The sequence below is a fragment of the Streptomyces sp. NPDC047982 genome, assembly GCF_043204165.1.
GTDB lineage: Bacteria > Actinomycetota > Actinomycetes > Streptomycetales > Streptomycetaceae > Streptomyces.
In genome coordinates this window covers 1-15,180 of record NZ_JBIDBS010000018.1, presented here as the reverse complement: position 1 = coordinate 15,180, position 15,180 = coordinate 1, and the positions used below count along the sequence as shown (strand labels likewise).

The 15,180-nt window shown below is 71.7% G+C and carries 15 protein-coding genes and 2 pseudogenes; 8 read left to right on the top strand and 9 right to left on the bottom strand.

What is annotated here, in order from left to right:
* Window positions 1-25: 25 nt before the first annotated feature.
* From ACGF2V_RS21925 to ACGF2V_RS21900, 6 genes are all read right to left on the bottom strand, one after another.
* Window positions 26-751 carry an HAD-IA family hydrolase gene (locus tag ACGF2V_RS21925; protein WP_362707859.1) on the bottom strand — a complete coding sequence of 242 codons (726 nt, stop codon included), beginning with the start codon at window positions 749-751 and terminating at the stop codon, window positions 26-28.
* 19 nt (window positions 752-770) lie between these two features.
* Window positions 771-1,469 (bottom strand): phosphatase PAP2 family protein, encoded by a 699-nt coding sequence (locus tag ACGF2V_RS21920; RefSeq protein WP_362707862.1) that lies wholly within the window; start codon window positions 1,467-1,469, stop codon window positions 771-773.
* 32 nt (window positions 1,470-1,501) lie between these two features.
* Window positions 1,502-2,437, bottom strand: a complete 936-nt coding sequence (locus ACGF2V_RS21915; RefSeq protein ID WP_362707864.1) for a M56 family metallopeptidase — start codon at window positions 2,435-2,437, stop codon at window positions 1,502-1,504.
* Window positions 2,438-2,522: 85 nt separating this feature from the next.
* Complete coding sequence (locus ACGF2V_RS21910; protein WP_362707866.1) at window positions 2,523-3,119, bottom strand: DUF5134 domain-containing protein; 597 nt, start codon at window positions 3,117-3,119, stop codon at window positions 2,523-2,525.
* A 160-nt stretch (window positions 3,120-3,279) separates the two neighbouring features.
* Window positions 3,280-4,104, bottom strand: coding sequence for a phosphoenolpyruvate hydrolase family protein (locus ACGF2V_RS21905; protein ID WP_362620210.1), 825 nt, complete (start codon window positions 4,102-4,104; stop codon window positions 3,280-3,282).
* Between the two features lie 143 nt (window positions 4,105-4,247).
* A complete protein-coding gene (locus ACGF2V_RS21900) occupies window positions 4,248-5,507 on the bottom strand; it encodes a Tm-1-like ATP-binding domain-containing protein (RefSeq protein ID WP_362620212.1) in 1,260 nt (419 codons plus the stop codon).
* A 104-nt stretch (window positions 5,508-5,611) separates the two neighbouring features.
* Between ACGF2V_RS21900 and ACGF2V_RS21895 the strand changes: the two genes are divergently transcribed.
* Window positions 5,612-7,027, top strand: a complete 1,416-nt coding sequence (locus ACGF2V_RS21895; protein WP_362707868.1) for a PLP-dependent aminotransferase family protein — start codon at window positions 5,612-5,614, stop codon at window positions 7,025-7,027.
* Between the two features lie 141 nt (window positions 7,028-7,168).
* Here ACGF2V_RS21895 and ACGF2V_RS21890 read toward each other — a convergent pair whose 3' ends face one another.
* Window positions 7,169-7,555 carry a VOC family protein gene (locus ACGF2V_RS21890; protein ID WP_362620215.1) on the bottom strand — a complete coding sequence of 129 codons (387 nt, stop codon included), beginning with the start codon at window positions 7,553-7,555 and terminating at the stop codon, window positions 7,169-7,171.
* Window positions 7,556-7,821: 266 nt separating this feature from the next.
* On the opposite strand from ACGF2V_RS21890, the gene ACGF2V_RS21885 reads away from it, so the two are divergent.
* The gene (locus ACGF2V_RS21885; protein ID WP_362707871.1) at window positions 7,822-8,385 is read left to right on the top strand and encodes a GNAT family N-acetyltransferase; all 564 of its coding nucleotides are present in this window, start codon (window positions 7,822-7,824) and stop codon (window positions 8,383-8,385) included.
* Here ACGF2V_RS21885 and ACGF2V_RS21880 read toward each other — a convergent pair whose 3' ends face one another.
* Window positions 8,386-9,069 carry a glycerophosphodiester phosphodiesterase family protein gene (locus tag ACGF2V_RS21880; protein ID WP_362707874.1) on the bottom strand — a complete coding sequence of 228 codons (684 nt, stop codon included), beginning with the start codon at window positions 9,067-9,069 and terminating at the stop codon, window positions 8,386-8,388.
* A gap of 419 nt (window positions 9,070-9,488) precedes the next feature.
* Between ACGF2V_RS21880 and ACGF2V_RS21875 the strand changes: the two genes are divergently transcribed.
* From ACGF2V_RS21875 to ACGF2V_RS21865, 3 genes are read left to right on the top strand one after another with little or no spacing between them, the layout of a single operon-like run.
* Window positions 9,489-10,886: a DUF6421 family protein gene (locus tag ACGF2V_RS21875; protein ID WP_362620220.1), complete on the top strand. Its 1,398-nt coding sequence runs from the start codon at window positions 9,489-9,491 to the stop codon at window positions 10,884-10,886.
* A gap of 26 nt (window positions 10,887-10,912) precedes the next feature.
* Complete coding sequence (locus ACGF2V_RS21870) at window positions 10,913-11,680, top strand: SDR family NAD(P)-dependent oxidoreductase (protein ID WP_362620222.1); 768 nt, start codon at window positions 10,913-10,915, stop codon at window positions 11,678-11,680.
* Complete coding sequence (locus tag ACGF2V_RS21865; protein ID WP_362620224.1) at window positions 11,659-12,738, top strand: low specificity L-threonine aldolase; 1,080 nt, start codon at window positions 11,659-11,661, stop codon at window positions 12,736-12,738. The genes ACGF2V_RS21870 and ACGF2V_RS21865 overlap by 22 nt, the downstream gene beginning before the upstream one ends.
* A gap of 531 nt (window positions 12,739-13,269) precedes the next feature.
* Here the strand turns inward: ACGF2V_RS21865 and ACGF2V_RS21860 are convergent.
* Window positions 13,270-13,992 carry a lysophospholipid acyltransferase family protein gene (locus ACGF2V_RS21860; protein ID WP_362620226.1) on the bottom strand — a complete coding sequence of 241 codons (723 nt, stop codon included), beginning with the start codon at window positions 13,990-13,992 and terminating at the stop codon, window positions 13,270-13,272.
* A 219-nt stretch (window positions 13,993-14,211) separates the two neighbouring features.
* On the opposite strand from ACGF2V_RS21860, the gene ACGF2V_RS21855 reads away from it, so the two are divergent.
* The 3 genes and pseudogenes from ACGF2V_RS21855 to ACGF2V_RS21845 all read left to right on the top strand — a co-directional run.
* Window positions 14,212-14,547 carry a thioredoxin family protein gene (locus ACGF2V_RS21855; RefSeq protein WP_362707876.1) on the top strand — a complete coding sequence of 112 codons (336 nt, stop codon included), beginning with the start codon at window positions 14,212-14,214 and terminating at the stop codon, window positions 14,545-14,547.
* 31 nt (window positions 14,548-14,578) lie between these two features.
* Window positions 14,579-14,734, top strand: a pseudogene (locus tag ACGF2V_RS21850) (flavin reductase family protein); the annotation flags it as partial.
* Window positions 14,735-15,020: 286 nt separating this feature from the next.
* Window positions 15,021-15,180 (top strand): annotated as a pseudogene (locus tag ACGF2V_RS21845) (electron transfer flavoprotein subunit beta); the annotation flags it as partial.

The following is a 15,180-nucleotide window of genomic DNA, read 5'->3' as shown; positions in this document are numbered from 1 at the left end:
GTGTGAAAATCCGACCCATTGTGCGTCAGGGACATCCCTCACATGTCCCTCGGTCGGCGTCCGGCACCAGTCCGAGCGTCCGCAGCCCGTCCGGCCGCTCCTCCACCGGCAGATGGCGCACGAACCGCACATCACAGCCCAGCGTCGCCGCCCCACCGTCCGCGTGACGATCGTCACCGACCATCACCACATCCGCCGGTTCCTGCCCCAGAAGTGTGCAGGCCATGTGGAAGAGCCGTGCGTCCGGCTTCTGGACGCCGTGCTCGTACGACAACACGTAGGCGTCGATCAGGCGGTCCAGGCCGTGTGCCCGGAAGACCGGTCGCAGGTCCCAGCCGATGTTGCTGACCACGCCGACGCGGGTGCCGCTGTCGCGCAGCGCGCCGAGCACCTCCGCCGCGTCCGGGTAGGGCCGCCAGGCGGCGGGCGTCCGCTGCCGCTCGTACAGCGCGTCGTACAGCCCCTGGTCCGGCAGTGCCACCCGCCGGGCCAGGGCGGTGTACGCCCGCCGGTGGAGCTCCGCGCTCTCGTCGCGGGCGGCCCACAGCTCGGCGAGCTCGTCGGGAACCCGTTGGGGAGGCGGACCGCCCGGCAGCGCCCCGGCCGCCTCCAGCTCCCGCGCGCACCGTTCGAACTCGTCCTCGGCCATCGGTATCCCGCGCTGGGTGAGCGCGGCGCGCAGCCAGGACCGGACCGGCTCGATGCGGAAGAGGGTCCCGGAGAAGTCGAAGAGCACACCCTTGATTCGCATGAGGGCGATCCTTTCCGGTTCAGGAGCGCCGCGGCAAGGCCGCCCTTCCGCGACGCTCGTACCGGTCGAACCCGGCGACGCAGAACCCGACCAGGGCCGCCCCCAGCAACCAGCCGCCCAGCACATCGGTCAGCCAGTGCACCCCCAGATAGAGCCGGGTGACGCCGACCCCGGCCACGGAGACCACCGCCACGGCCACTGCCGCACGCCACACCGTCCGGCCCGGACCGTGGCGGCGCAGCAACCACAGCAGCAGAGCGCAGCTCACCATCGCGGTCATCGCGTGACCGGACGGAAACGCCGCGTAGTGGGCGGAATCCACCGGATCCGGCCACCGGGGACGCTGACGTCCGACCGCGGACTTCAGCCCCTGCTGCAGGGCGGTGGACAGCACGCTCGTCACGGCGACCCACCCGGCGAGCACGCGCGCGCCACGCCACCACAGCACCACCACGGCCACCGCGATCAGCACGCGCATGGTCCACGGATCCCACACCCAGTCGGTCAGGATCCGGTTCACATGGACGAGACCGGGTTCCGTGACCGCCTCCCGGTGCAGGTCCCGCGCGACCGAGAGATCCAGGGCCATCAGCGGGGGCAGGCGCACGACGACCAGGATCAGCAGAACCGTGGCGAGAAAGGCGCAGGCCACGGCCGCGCCGAACGGCGTGACGAGGCGGCGCGCGCGGGCTTGCGGAACAGGGGACGGGGACGGCATGAGGCGATCTTCGCGGAAAGCGCCCGTTCCGGCTATCGCAGCGCGCTGAGACCCGGAAGGAAGGCCACCAGGAGCGGAACCACCGGCACCAGGGCGGCCGCCGCGGTCAGTTGCAGCCTACGGCCGGCGGTGAGCCGTTCCACCGGGGTCAGCAGCCGGTTCACCCGCAGCGGCAGTTGGGCGTCGGACGTGGGGGACGGACCGAACACCCCACGGTCCTCGTTGAGTTCCACCAGAGCAAGAGCGATCGTCAGCCGCCCGAACCGCTTCGACGCCACGTCGTCCGCGGCCAGTTCGACCAGCCGGTGCATCTCGTCGCGGAACGCGGCGAACACCGGTACCTGCGGGAAGCCGGTGGCCAGCGCGTCGGAGCAATGCAGCAGCCAGTCGTGCCGGGCCTTCGCGTGCCCCTGCTCATGGGCCAGCACCGCATCCAACTGACGCCCCTTCAGGCGGCCGAGCGCTCCGGTGGTGATGACCAACTGCGGCGCCGCGCCCGGAAGCCACCAGGCACCGGGGCGCTCACCCTCCAGTACGACGAGCCGCCCGCTGCCGGGCTCCTCCCCGGGCAACAGCGGCGAACGCACCAGCAGTTCGGCCCTGCGCCGACGCCGGCGCACCTGGGCCCGGCGCACCTCGCGGGCCAGCATCGCCGCCGTCCACACCCCGCCAAGAGCCAGCAGTACGGCCATGGCCGCGGACCATCGGCCATGGCCGCCCAGCTCGTACGCCTCCACCACGGCCCGCGGCGCCGGCGCGAACACGTGCCCGCGCACCGCCTGCCAGGCCGCGGCCGCGCTGAACGTCATGGACAGCGCGAAGCACAACAGCACCGCGGCCACCACGCACTGCCACACCCACAGCGCGACCACCGGCTCCCGCTCCGGCCACCGGGCCCGCGCCATCAGGCGCGGGGTCACGACAGCGGCCAGTGCACCGAGCGACAGCAGTGCGAGGGAGACCAACATGGCGTCAGCCTATGAGTGTCGCGGTGTCCACGGGTACGCCCGCGCGCGGCAAGTGACGTACGCCACGGTTTACCCCACGCACCCCTCACACGGTGAGCAGCATCGCGAACATGGCGATGCCCATCGTCATCCGGCAGGCGAGGGCGAGTTCGGGCCGCGCCGCCCAGCCTCCCCCGCCGCCGGCCGGTCCGCCCCCCGCGTCGCCCGCCGTCGCGGCCACCGGTATCAACCGGGCCCCCGAGCGCAGTACGTAGGCCGCGTAATAGGCCAGCAACAGCCCGGTCAACAAGGGGACGCCCCCGGCCGTGGCGGCCATGCCGTGGCCCGTGTGTCCGCCGTGTCCAGCCGCGCCCCCGCCTCCCGGTGCCATGGTCAACGCCATGTAGACCATCGCCGACGACCCGACCAGATGGTGCAGATGGTGCCCGCTGCGCCGGGAGAACCACAACGCGCGCAGCGAGGCCGCGCCGAACAGCACCGCGTACACCGCCCACGCCCAGGCGGGCGGTGTGACGACGGCCGCCGGCACCGCCATGGCGGCCATGCCGAACCCCATCAGCGCCTCGGCGCGCGCCATTCTGCGCCTCTCACCGGTCTCGCCGCGCGTGCGCAGCAGGCAGTACGCGCCCGTCATCGCGCACAATGCCATCAGCAGCCAGCCGGACGTCACCGGTCCGTGCACGGCGCACCTCCCCCTGGACGCACGAGTCGGTTCCCTGGGTCGATGCCCGGGGGCGGATCGTCGTACGCGGCGCACTGGAGTACACGGGGAGCGCACGGCGGGGCACCTCCCGCCGCGCGCCCTGCCGCCCCGGTCCGGGCGGCCCCGTCTCTCCGTTCGGTCAGCCGGTCGTGAGGGACTTGAAGGCGCGCGCCTGTTCCGTGATGGCGCGCTCGGTGGGGAGCCTTTCCATGGAGGAGGCGCCGAAGAACCCGGCGATTCCCGTGGTGTGCTCCAGGATGTAGCGCGCGTCCTCGGGCTCGGCGATGGGCCCGCCGTGGCAGAGCACGATGATGTCGGGGTTGACGCGCTTGGCGGCGTCGTGCATCTCCTGCACGGCCGTGGCGGCCTGATCGAGCGTGAGCGCGGTGGCGGCGCCGATGGACCCCTTGGTGGTGAGACCGACATGGGGAACCAGGACGTCCGCGCCGGCCCGCGCCATCTCGGCGGCCTGCCCGGGGTCGAAGACGTAGGGCGCGGTGAGCAGGTCGCGCTCGTGGGCCTGGCGGATCATGTCGATCTCCAGGCCGAAGCCCATGCCGGTCTCCTCCAGGTTCTCGCGGAACTTCCCGTCGTACAGGCCGACCGTCGGGAAGTTCTGCACGCCGGTGAAGCCGACGGCCTTCAACTGGTCGAGGAAGTTGCCCATGATCCGGAACGGGTCGGTGCCGCACACCCCGGCGAGCACCGGCACGTCCCGCACCACGGGGAGGACCTCGCCCGCCATGTCCAGCACGATGGCGTTGGCGTCGCCGTAGGGCAGCAGGCCGGCCAGCGAGCCGCGGCCGGCCATCCGGTAGCGACCGGAGTTGTAGATGATCAGCAGGTCGACGCCGCCGGCCTCCGCGCACTTGGCGGACAGACCGGTGCCCGCGCCTGCGCCGATGACGGGCTTGCCGGCGCCGACCTGTGCGGTCAGGCGGGCCAGGGCTTGGTCGCGGTTCACGGAAGGACTCCTGTTCGGGTGGGTTCGGGTTGGCTTCGGCCGGATCGGGCCGGGTGGGTGAGGGGTGGTCACATGGTGCGGGCGCGCCGTGCGGGCTCGGGCGCCGGCATGGAGCGGACGCCCGTGTCGGCGCCCGTCCCGATTCAGGCGGGCGTGCTCGCGGCCGTGTCCGCCGGGGCGCAGATCAGATGGTGGAGACGCTCGGCGGCGGCCACGGCGAAGGCCGGGGCGTTCAGATGCGCGTCCACCTCGCGCAGTTCGACGGCACTGCCCGCCAGCGCCGTGCGCAGGGCCGAGAGGCCGGCCGCGTCGGCCTCCGGGTCGCGGAACGGGCCGCCGGGGGCGTCCACCGCGGAGACACCTCCCCGCGGCCACAGGACCGCTGTCGGGCCCTGCGCCGCTGCCAGCTTGTGCCCCATGAGGGTGCCGAGTTCCGCCATCTCGTCGGCGGTGGTGCGCATCAGGGTGACGGTGGGGTTGTGGACGAGGAGACGGCGTTCGGCGAAGCGCTCCGGAACCGTCTCGCGGGCGCCGAAGTTGACCATGTCCAGGGCGCCGGGGGCCACGACCTGGGGGAGACCCGACCGGCCAGCCGCCGTCAGCCGGTCCGGCCCGGCGCTGAGCACGCCGCCGACCAGTTCGTCCGCGAGCTCGGTGGTCGTCAGGTCCAGGACGCCCGCGAGGAACCCCCCGGCGGCGAGCTTCTCCAGGGCCCGTCCGCCCGCGCCCGTGGCATGGAAGACGAGTACCTCGTAACCCAGTTCGTCCAGGCGCCGCCGGGCGGCGTCGACCGCGGGCGTGGTCACGCCGAACATGCTGGCACCGATCAGCGGCCGTCCCTGCGGGTGCGGCCGGTTCACGCTCCGCTCGTGGTGGGCGGCCATCCCGGCCGCCGCCGCCACCGCGTTCCCCAGGATCAGGGACGACACCGAGTTGATGCCCGCGACATCGACCACGCTGTACATCATGGTGATGTCGCTGCTGCCCACGTACGGCGAGACGTCGCCGCTCGCCATGGTGGACACCAGCAGCTTCGGAACGCCGACGGGCAGCGCCTGCATGGCACGGGCGGCGATGAACGAACCGCCGCTGCCGGCGACCGCCAGGACCGCGTGCAGCCGCCCCTCCCGGTGCAGGTCACCGACGACCAGTTCGACGCCCTCGGCCATGGCGGCCACGGCCGCCCCGCGGTCCCCGGCGGCGCGCAGCGCGTCCAGGTCGTGCCCGGCCCGCCGCGCGACGGCGGCGGCGTCGACATCGCCCACGGGGCCGCCCTGCGGCGGCGGCAGCACACCCGCGTCGACGAGCACGACGTCGCATCCCGACTCGCGCAGCCGCGCCGACAGCCACGCGTACTCCGCTCCCTTGGTGTCCAGTGTTCCGACGAGCACGACGGTCGCCATGTTCCGCTCCTTCGCAACGGCGTTCTCCCGATCATGTGCCCGCGGACGGAGGGCGACCAAGACCACTTGAAGGCAATTGGCCTGTGCCGGGTGATGATGAACGCATGGACCGCATTCCTCCCACCCGTCTGTCGCGACTGCTGACCGGGTGGTCCAAGGGCGGCGCGGGCGCGTTGCCGCAGTTGCTCGCCGATGCGCTGCGGGAGCTGGCGCAGCGGGGAGACATTGCTCCCGGCACCCTGCTGCCCTCGCAGCGGGCCCTCGCGACGGCGCTCGGGGTCGGCCGTTCCACGGTGACGGCGGCGTACGGCCTGCTGGAGGCCGGCGGATGGCTGGAGAGCCGCCAGGGCAGCGGCTCCCGGCTGCGGGGTTCCGGAGGGGTGGGCGAACCGGCGACCGAAGGGCGGCTGGCCAGCTTCGGTGCGAGGGACGACGGCATCGACCTGTCCAGCGGCGCGCTGGACGGCCTGCCGACGGTGGCGGCGGCGGTCGGATCCCTGACCGCTCGCGACCTCACCGCCGCGCTGGCCGACGACGGGTACCTGCCCTACGGGCTGCCCGAACTGCGCGAGGCGCTCGCCGGGTACCACCGCTCGGCCGGTCTGCCGACCACGCCGGAGCAGATCCTCGTCACCGCCGGGTCCCAGCAGGCCGTCTGGTTGATCACCCAGGGACTGGTCGAGCCCGGGGACAGCGTGATCGTCGAGGATCCGACCTACCGAGGTGCCCTCGAAGCGCTGCGGGCACGCGGCGCCCGTCTGGTTCCGCTGGCGGCGGACGTGGCCCACGAGGACGCCGCCGCTCTGGCCCGGCTGGCCGGGCACGTCCGGCCACGGCTCGTCTATCTGCAGCCGTCCGTCCACAACCCCACCGGGCGCAGCATGGACGCACACACGCGCCGGGCCTGGGCGGCCGTTCTCGCCGAGCAGGGCCTGTACACCGTGGAGGACAACGCGTACGCCGAACTGGCCCTGGACCACGACGAGGCCCCGGCTTCCCTGGCCGCCCGGCTGCCGCCCGCCGGCGCCGCCACCATCGGCACCCTGTCCAAACTGTTCTGGGGCGGCCTGCGGCTGGGCTGGATCCGCGCCTCGACCACCGTCATCCGCCGCCTGGCCGACATCAAGAGGTCCGTCGACCTGTCGTGCCCGGTGGTCGAGCAGATGCTGGCTGTGCGTCTGCTCCAGCAGCTTCCCGAGGCCCGCGCCCGGCGCCGATCCCGGCTGCGGGAACGCCTGGAGGAGACCGAACGGCTCCTGCGCGCGCAAGGGACCGGATGGCGGTGGGAACGGCCCGCCGGAGGCTCGGCCCTCTGGGTGGAGATGCCCGGCGCCGACGCCGAGGCCACGGCGCAACTGGCCCGCCGCGCGGGTGTGCTGATCGTGCCGGGGCCCGCCTTCTCCGCCGTGGACGGATTCCGGCACCATCTGCGCCTCCCGTTCGCCGCCGACGACGGGGGTCTGGAAAGGGCCCTGCCCGTGCTGGCCGACTGCGCCGCACGCAGCCGTGCCCCGCGCTGAGGCCGCGCCTGGGGCCGAGGGCACCGCTGGCCCGTACGAGCCGGCGGTCCGTGCGGCGACCGCCGTCAGCCGCTCGACCGCAGTCACCGAACTCGCCCTTGGTAACCACGGTTGTCGAATGGCATACGCCCATCCCTGCCCTCAGGGCCGGCGGCGCAGTGGGTGGTCCGCCGGAACCTCCACCACGACGATCCGGTGCCCGTCCGGATCGCGGATCCACATCTCGACGAGCCCCCACGGCTCGCGCAGTGGCGGCCTCAGCACCTCGACCCCGCGGGCCGACAACTCCTCGTGCGCCGCGCGCGCGTCCGCGACCTGCAACCAGAGCGCGAGACTCGGTTCCGGCGGCCCGTCCGCACGCCCGGACACCTCCAGGAAGCCGCCGCCGAGGAAGTAGACCGTGCCCCGCTCGGGCCCGGCCCCGAACTCCCGGTACACGGGCAGTCCGAGCGACTCCCCGTAGAAGGCGCGTGATCGTTCGGGATCGGTGGGACGCAGCAGGATCCGGCTGCTCAGCACATGAACCATGCTCAGGACCCTATGGTCTGTCCGGTCATCCCCGGTGGACGTCCGGCGACAGCCGTGGTGCCTCGCCGCGTCGTCGGAACGCCCGCATGTGTCCCGGATTCGGAGACATGGATGCCCCTCCACATGGATGCCCCTCCGCCTTGCGACGCGCGACATCCGATGCCGCACACTGATCCATCACGGATCACGGGACGGCCCTGAGCGTGCGCGGCACCGCGTTACGCTGCTGCGGCACGTCCGCAGCCGAGGAACGGAGATTCGCCGTCATGGACATGGCCCCTGCTCAGGATGCGGGACGGCTGACGTTCCGCGACGCGGTCGACGCCGATGTGCCCACCCTCGTGGCGCTGGTCGAATCGGCGTACCGGGGCGACTCCAGCCGGGTCGGGTGGACCACCGAGGCGGACATCCTCAAGGGGCAGCGGACCGACCCCGACGGCGTCCGCCACGTCGTCGAGGCCCCCGGCAGCCGACTGCTCGTGGTGGAGCGCGACGGCGGGATCGTCGCCTGCTGCCAGCTCGAACGCCGGGGCGACGCGGCCTACTTCGGGATGTTCGCGGTCCGCCCCGATCTCCAGGGCGCCGGTCTCGGCAGGGTGGTCATCGCCGAGGCCGAACGCGCCGTCCGGGAGGACTGGGGGGCGACCGAGATGCACATGACCGTGATCTCGGTGCGGGAGGAGCTCATCGCCTGGTACGTACGGCGCGGTTATCGCCGTACGGGAAGGACGAGCCCGTTCCCGTACGGCGACGAACGCTTCGGCATCCCGCAGCGCGACGACCTCGCGTTCGAGCTCCTGATCAAGGACCTGGTCCGGTCGGAGCGCTGATCAGACGGCGGAGCGGACGGCGCAGCGGATCTCCGGGTGGTCCGTGGTGGCTCCGTCCAGCCGCAGGGCGCGCACCAGTCGCAGATGGTCCTCGGTGTTCACCACCCAGCCGATGACCTTCAGCCCTTCGGCGTGCGCCTGTTCGACCACCTCCAGGGTGAGGCGGCGGATGTTCAGCGCCAGCGTTGCCGCACCCACCTTCTTCGCCCGTTCCACCGCATCGTCCTGCCGACGGCTCGAGATGAGCACGGTCCGTACGCCCGGCACCAGTCGTGCGATCTCGGCGACCGCCCCGTCGTGGAACGATGAGACCTCGACCCGCTCGACGAGGCCGCGCCGCAGCATCACCTCCGCCAGCGCACGGGCCGCTGCCGTGTCCTTGATCTCCGCCTGGATCGGGGACCGCACGGCGTCGAGGACCTCCTCGAAGACCGGTACCCGCTCGCCCCGACCGGCGTCCAGTTCGCGCAGTTCGGCGAGGGTCTTCTCGGCGATCGGGCCGCTGCCGTCCGTCGTGCGGTCCACGTCGGCGTCGTGCATGACGGCCAGCGCGCCGTCCTTGCTCAGGTGGAGGTCCAGTTCGATCGCGTCCATCCCGACCCGTTCCGCGTGGACGAACGATCGCAGGGTGTTCTCCGGCTCGACACCCATCACTCCGCGATGACCGATGGTGAGAAAAGACAAGACGACTCGCTTCCGTAGACGGCGTTCCTCCGCGTGCGGCTCCTACCCGCAAGGTGACGGGACATCACGGCGGTCCTCCGGGGGCGGGACACGGGCCTCGCGGGGTACGGGCGCTCCCGGACGGTACGGAGGCGGATGGTGTCCGTCCCTGTCGTCCGGCGACGGTAGCCGGGGACCGTGTCACCCGTGTGTGCGCCCGGCGCATGCCTGACCGCTCGGGCGTACGTGGGCGAGGGAGGGCGGGGAACCGGGCGCCGGAGCGTCCGCTTCCGACGGAAGTGCTCCTTCCACGCTTTCGTGCAGGAAGAATCGCGGTGACAGTGCGAGCGCGCAGGATAATTTACTGAGATCCACTTGTCTGGAGGAACTGTGCATGGATACGGTTGCTTGACGCGAGGTTCTCCTGTGGAGGAAGTTTTATGACGGAAATTCTTGTGCACGACGTCGCCGCAGGAGGCATTGCCGCCGACCGGCCAGTGGTCGATCACCCTGCCTGGCCCCTCCTCAAGAACGCCGTGGAGGAGATCCGCCCCTGGCAGTCGAAGGACGGTTCCATCGACTTCGACGCGGAGGGCGCCCCGTCCCGCGCGACCGCCGCGGCGACGCTGGACCGCGTGATCTCCGCGGTCGAGGAGCTCTCCCCGATGCTCCCGCACGACGCCGCCTACCACCGTGCCCTCGTCGCGGACCTGCGCCGCTGGGCCGCGGACGGGTTCGGCGTGCCGGACTTCCTCGACTCGCTGCTCGCCTTCCAGCCCGCCGAGGGGCGTGCCGACGGCGTGCAGCACCTGGTCGTCTTCGCGATGTACACCCAGAACGGCAACCCGGACCGCAACCTCGAAGCCGTCGTGCTGCGGATGGTCTGGCCCGAGTGGCTGGCCGAGCTGGAGGCCACCCGCTACGACAACCCGCTCTTCTGCGGCATCACCTTCGAGGACTTCACCTCGGGCTACGACACCAACTCCGCGGTGCTCTTCCCGGAGACCGTCGCGGTGCGCGAGGCCCCCGAGCGGTTCAGCTGGGGCGGGATCTTCTGCGACCGCGAGGCCGCCCGGTTCCGCCGGGTCACCGAGGCCGCCGTCGGGATCCTCGGCGTCGAGCTGCCCGAAGACATCCGCGAGATGGTCGCGGACCAGCAGCGCTGCGAGCAGGCGTTCGTGCTCTGGGACATGATCCACGACCGCGCGCACAGCCACGGCGACCTGCCCTTCGACCCCTTCATGATCAAGCAGCGGCAGCCGTTCTGGATGTACGGGCTGGAGGAGCTGCGCTGCGACCTCACCGCCTTCAAGGAGGCCGTGCAGCTGGAGGCCGACGGTGTCCCGCAGGGCCGCGACGTGCAGTACGCCGTTCTGTTCGACCGGATGTTCCGCTTCCCCGTCACCGGTGAGCGCGTCCGCAACTACGACGGCCTCGGCGGACAGCTGCTCTTCGCCTACCTCCACAAGCATGACGTGATCCGCTGGACGGACAACACGCTGCGGATCGACTGGGAGCGCGCCCCGCAGATCACCAACCAGCTGTGCGCCGAGATCGAGAAGCTCTACCGCGACGGCATCGACCGTCCCAAGCTCGTGCACTGGTTCGCCGCGTACGAACTCGTCTCCGCCTACCTCGCCCCGCACCCGGGCTCCCGCTGGGCGAAGGGCCCCGACGCACTGGACCTGTCACTGCCGCCGCGTAAGCTCGTGGACGAGGTGCTTGCGGACGAGTTTCCCCTGAGCATGTTCTATGAGGCGCTCTCCAAGAAACTGAAGAACGTGATCGCCTCGACCAAGGGGATCACCGCCGCGGGTGCCGAGCGGGCAGCCGCGTGAGCGCCGGGGCTGAGGAGGCGGTGGCCATGAACGGAAACGGCACGGGCAACGGGAGCGGTGCCCTCGAAGGTGCTGTGGTCGCCGTCGCCGGGGCCGCCGGCCCGGCGGGCCGGGCCACGCTGCTTCGGCTCGCGGAGGCCGGCGCGACCGTCGTGGCCTCCGACGCCGACGCGGCGCGCCTGGCCGAAGCGGTCGACGCCGCGCGCTACGCCCACGGCGGAGCCACCGTCACCGGTGACACGGTCGATCTGCTGGACCTCGCCGCCACCCGCGACTGGGCGGACAAGACGGAGAAGGAGTTCGGCAGGATCGACGGCCTGGTCCACCTCGTCGGCGGGTGGCGCGGCAGCGCCGGCTTCGCCGAGACCGACCTCGCCGACTGGAACCTGCTGGAGAAGCTGCTGATCCGTACCGTCCAGCACACCTCGCTGGCCTTCCACGCGGGACTGCAGCGCAGCGACCGCGGGCGCTACCTGCTGATCAGCGCGGCCGGGGCGAGCAAGCCCACTGCGGGAAACGCGGCCTACGCCGCGTCGAAGGCGGCCGCCGAGGCGTGGACGCTCGCCCTCGCGGACGAGTTCCGCAAGGCGGGGGGCGAGGAGGGGCCCAGGTCCGCGGCTGCGATCCTGGTGGTCAAGGCACTGGTGCACGACGCGATGCGCGCCGAGCGCCCGAATGCGAAATTCGCGGGCTTCACCGACGTCAAGGATCTGGCCGATGCCATCGTCGGCGTCTGGGACCGGCCCGCCCCGGAAGTGAACGGAAAGCGCCTGTGGCTGACCCCACAACCGTAAGGACCGACGCGCGACGTCACCACGACCCGCGGGTACGCGGCTTCGCCAGTGACAACTACGCGGGCACGCATCCGGAGGTCCTCGCGGCCATCGCCCTCGCCAACGGCGGCCACCAGATCGCCTACGGCGAGGACGAGTACACCGGGCATCTCCAGCGCGTCATGCACAGCCACTTCGGTCCCACCGCCGAAGCCTTCCCGGTCTTCAACGGAACCGGCGCCAACGTCGTCTCCCTCCAGGCGATGACCGACCGCTGGGGCGCCGTCATCTGCGCCGAGTCCGCCCACATCAACGTCGACGAGGGCGGCGCCCCGGAGCGTGTGGGCGGCCTCAAGCTGCTCACCGTCCCCACCCCGGACGGCAAGCTCACGCCCGAGCTCATCGACCGGCAGGCGTACGGCTGGGACGACGAGCACCGTGCCATGCCGCAGGTCGTCTCGATCACCCAGAACACCGAACTCGGCACGGTCTACACGCCCGACGAGATCCGCGCCATCTGCGACCACGCCCACGGCCACGGCATGAAGGTCCACCTGGACGGGGCCCGGATAGCCAATGCCGCGGCGTCGCTGGACGTGCCGATGCGCACGTTCACCAACACCGTCGGCGTCGACGTCCTCTCGTTCGGCGGCACCAAGAACGGGGCTCTCTTCGGTGAGGCCGTGGTGGTGCTCAACCCGGACGCCGTGCGCGCCATGAAGCATCTGCGCAAGCTGTCGATGCAGCTCGCCTCCAAGATGCGTTTCGTCTCCGTGCAGTTGGAGGCGCTGCTTGCCGGGGACCTCTGGCTGCGCAATGCCCGGCACGCCAACGCCATGGCCCAGCGGCTCGCGGAGGGTGTGCGCGGGGTGGGCGGCGTGGAGATCCTCCACCCCGTCCAGGCCAACGCCGTCTTCGCCCGGCTGCCGCACGAGGTGAGCGAAAGGCTCCAGAAGCGCTTCCGCTTCTACTTCTGGGACGAGGCCGCCGGAGACGTGCGCTGGATGTGCGCCTTCGACACGACGGAGGAGGACGTTGACGCGTTCGTCCTCGCACTGAAGGAAGAGATGGCCAGGTGACGCCGTCCGGGAACGCGCCGCGGTCCGCAGACGGCGCGTGTGAGACCTGAATGGGTATGCGGTCGACCGGAAAGTCATTGACTTCCGGTCGACCGCATACCTGCTCCCGGCGGTCGTGCAGCTACCAGCGGCTCGCCGCCGACGACGGTTCTGCCGGTCCCGTGCACGGCCTCGTCGTGATCCGGCTCCCCGGCCGCGACCGCTGGGACCGCCGGAACCCCGGGGCGACAAGCCGGGGGTCGACGCACGATTTCGCTCGACGGAGAACGGCTGGCTCGGCCCGCCCGGCCCGGGTTCCACGAGACGGACTGTCCGACGCTCCACACGGCAACGCACGCGGGGGCGCTGAGCGGTCTCCGGTCCGCCGGGAACCGTGCGCAACCGTGGCGCACGCTCCCACGGAACTCCGGGATCCCGGACCCTCGCCAGTGCGGCGGCCGTCGCACCCCCGCGACGGAGCCGGCCCCGGGGCGCGGGCCGTCGTCGGCATCCCGGAGTGACGTTTCAGCCGGGACCGCGGACCGATCCGTGTCAGCCCCGGGCGCGCACCTCGGCCGGGGTCGGGGCGGTGCCCCCGAGGTGCGCGGGGACCCACCAGGTGTCGCTCGCGTCCTTCGGGCGCACGGGGTAGGCGCGCTGAGCCGCTTCGAGAAGTTCCTGCACCCTCTCCCGCAGCCGCCGGGTGATGGCTCCCGCGTACTGGTCGGCGGGCGCCTCCACCGCCTCGCCCACCCGGATCGTCACGGGCAGGTGGTCGCGCTTGAAGTTGCGCGGCCGCCCCTTGGTCCACAGCCGCTGCGTCCCCCACACCGCCGTCGGGATCAGGGGCACACCGGCCTCCTGGGCCAGCCGGGCGGCCCCCGACTTGAAGCTCTTGAGCGTGAACGACTCCGAGATGGTGGCCTCGGGGAAGACGCCGACGATCTCGCCGGCGCGCAGCGACGCGAGCGCGTGCGCATAGGCTTCCTCGCCCTGCTTGCGATCGACGGGAATGTGCTTCATCCCGCGCATCAGCGGTCCGGAGATCCTGTGCCGGAAGACCGACTCCTTCGCCATGAAGCGGACGAGGCGCTTCTGCGGCAGCGCGGCGAGACCGGTGAAGATGAAGTCCAGATAACTGATGTGATTGCTGACCAGCACAGCGCCACCGGTCTTCGGGATGTGTTCCGAACCCCGAGCGTCGATCTTCAGGTCCAGCGCCTTGAACAACGTGCGAGCGGCGCCGATGACCGGTCGATAGACGAGTTCTGCCATCTTGGGGGAGACCCTTCTTCAGCGCCTGAGGAGGGGTCTCCCGGCGGAAGTTACGCAGCCGTAGGTTTGCGGCATCGGGCCGATCGTGCCCCATGTGCGACGCGGTGGCCAGTCCTCGCGGGCGCGGGAGGCGAGATTCTCGTCACGTGCGGCCGTCCGGGAATGTTCCGGCGTCCTGCGGCGCTGACCTCCGCAAGGAGCGGCGACGGGAGGCCGAGGGTGGACGGGCGGACGCACGGGGGTGCGCTGAACGCGGCCCGACTCGGCGCGGAGCTGGGGCGAAGAGCGACGCTGGTGCAGTTCTCCACCGCGTTCTGCCAGCCCTGCCGGGCCACGCGGCGAGTCCTTGCCGAGGTGGCGCGGATGGTGGACGGTGTCGTCCATGTCGAGGTCGACGCGGAGGCGCATCTCGCTCTCGTGCGCGAGCTGGGGATCAGCAGGACCCCGACCGTGCTGGTGCTCGACGCGGGCGGCCGGATCGTCCGCCGGGCCGTCGGACAGCCGCGCACCGTCGACGTCGTCGCGGCGGTGGGCGGGGCCTGTGACGGGCCGTGACGCAGCTCCCGCATGGCGACGCGCCTGACCGCTCGACGGCGTACTGGCGTGGCTGGCGCGCCGTGCGGCGGCCCGGATCCCCGCGGGGGACCACCGGACCATGATCGCGGAGGCCGTGGTGGGAGACCTGGCCGGCGGCGGGCGCCCGCTCCTCCACCACCAGGGCCGGTTCAACGTGCTGCGGGACTGGGAAGCCCGGCCGGCCCGCGGGCGGAAACCCGGATGGCGCACGTGCGGAGACCCTGGCGGTGCACGGGAGGGGATCCCGGGGCGACGCACCGGCGCCGCACACCTGCGCCGCACGTCGGCCAGATCACATTCCAAGCGCTTGCTCATACGCGGCACACTGGCTGTACTGGCTAGTAATATTTCCTTCGGAGCGCGGGGCGCCTCGACCGGAAACCGCACCACCTGGCGCCTATGCTGCGTGCAACAGGGCAGCCCGGAAAAGACGATGCAGTAGGAGAGCCGTCGTGAGCTTGAGGATCGTTGTCTGTGTGAAGTATGTGCCGGATGCGACGGGTGACCGGCGTTTCGCGGATGATCTGACGGTGGACCGTGAGGATGTGGACGGTCTGTTGTCGGAGCTGGACGAGTACGCGGTGGAGCAGGCGTTGCGGATCGCGGACGGGG

Bases quoted from the DNA above. Each gene is read 5' to 3' on its own strand.
- ACGF2V_RS21920 (WP_362707862.1), bottom strand. From the start codon at position 1,469: ATGCCGTCCCCGTCCCCTGTTCCGCAAGCCCGCGCGCGCCGCCTCGTC.
- ACGF2V_RS21875 (WP_362620220.1), top strand. From the start codon at position 9,489: ATGACGGAAATTCTTGTGCACGACGTCGCCGCAGGAGGCATTGCCGCC.
- ACGF2V_RS21860 (WP_362620226.1), bottom strand. From the start codon at position 13,992: ATGGCAGAACTCGTCTATCGACCGGTCATCGGCGCCGCTCGCACGTTG.
- ACGF2V_RS21890 (WP_362620215.1), bottom strand. From the start codon at position 7,555: ATGGTTCATGTGCTGAGCAGCCGGATCCTGCTGCGTCCCACCGATCCC.
- ACGF2V_RS21925 (WP_362707859.1), bottom strand. From the start codon at position 751: ATGCGAATCAAGGGTGTGCTCTTCGACTTCTCCGGGACCCTCTTCCGC.
- ACGF2V_RS21885 (WP_362707871.1), top strand. From the start codon at position 7,822: ATGGACATGGCCCCTGCTCAGGATGCGGGACGGCTGACGTTCCGCGAC.
- ACGF2V_RS21870 (WP_362620222.1), top strand. From the start codon at position 10,913: ATGAACGGAAACGGCACGGGCAACGGGAGCGGTGCCCTCGAAGGTGCT.
- ACGF2V_RS21900 (WP_362620212.1), bottom strand. From the start codon at position 5,507: ATGGCGACCGTCGTGCTCGTCGGAACACTGGACACCAAGGGAGCGGAG.
- ACGF2V_RS21915 (WP_362707864.1), bottom strand. From the start codon at position 2,437: ATGTTGGTCTCCCTCGCACTGCTGTCGCTCGGTGCACTGGCCGCTGTC.
- ACGF2V_RS21895 (WP_362707868.1), top strand. From the start codon at position 5,612: ATGGACCGCATTCCTCCCACCCGTCTGTCGCGACTGCTGACCGGGTGG.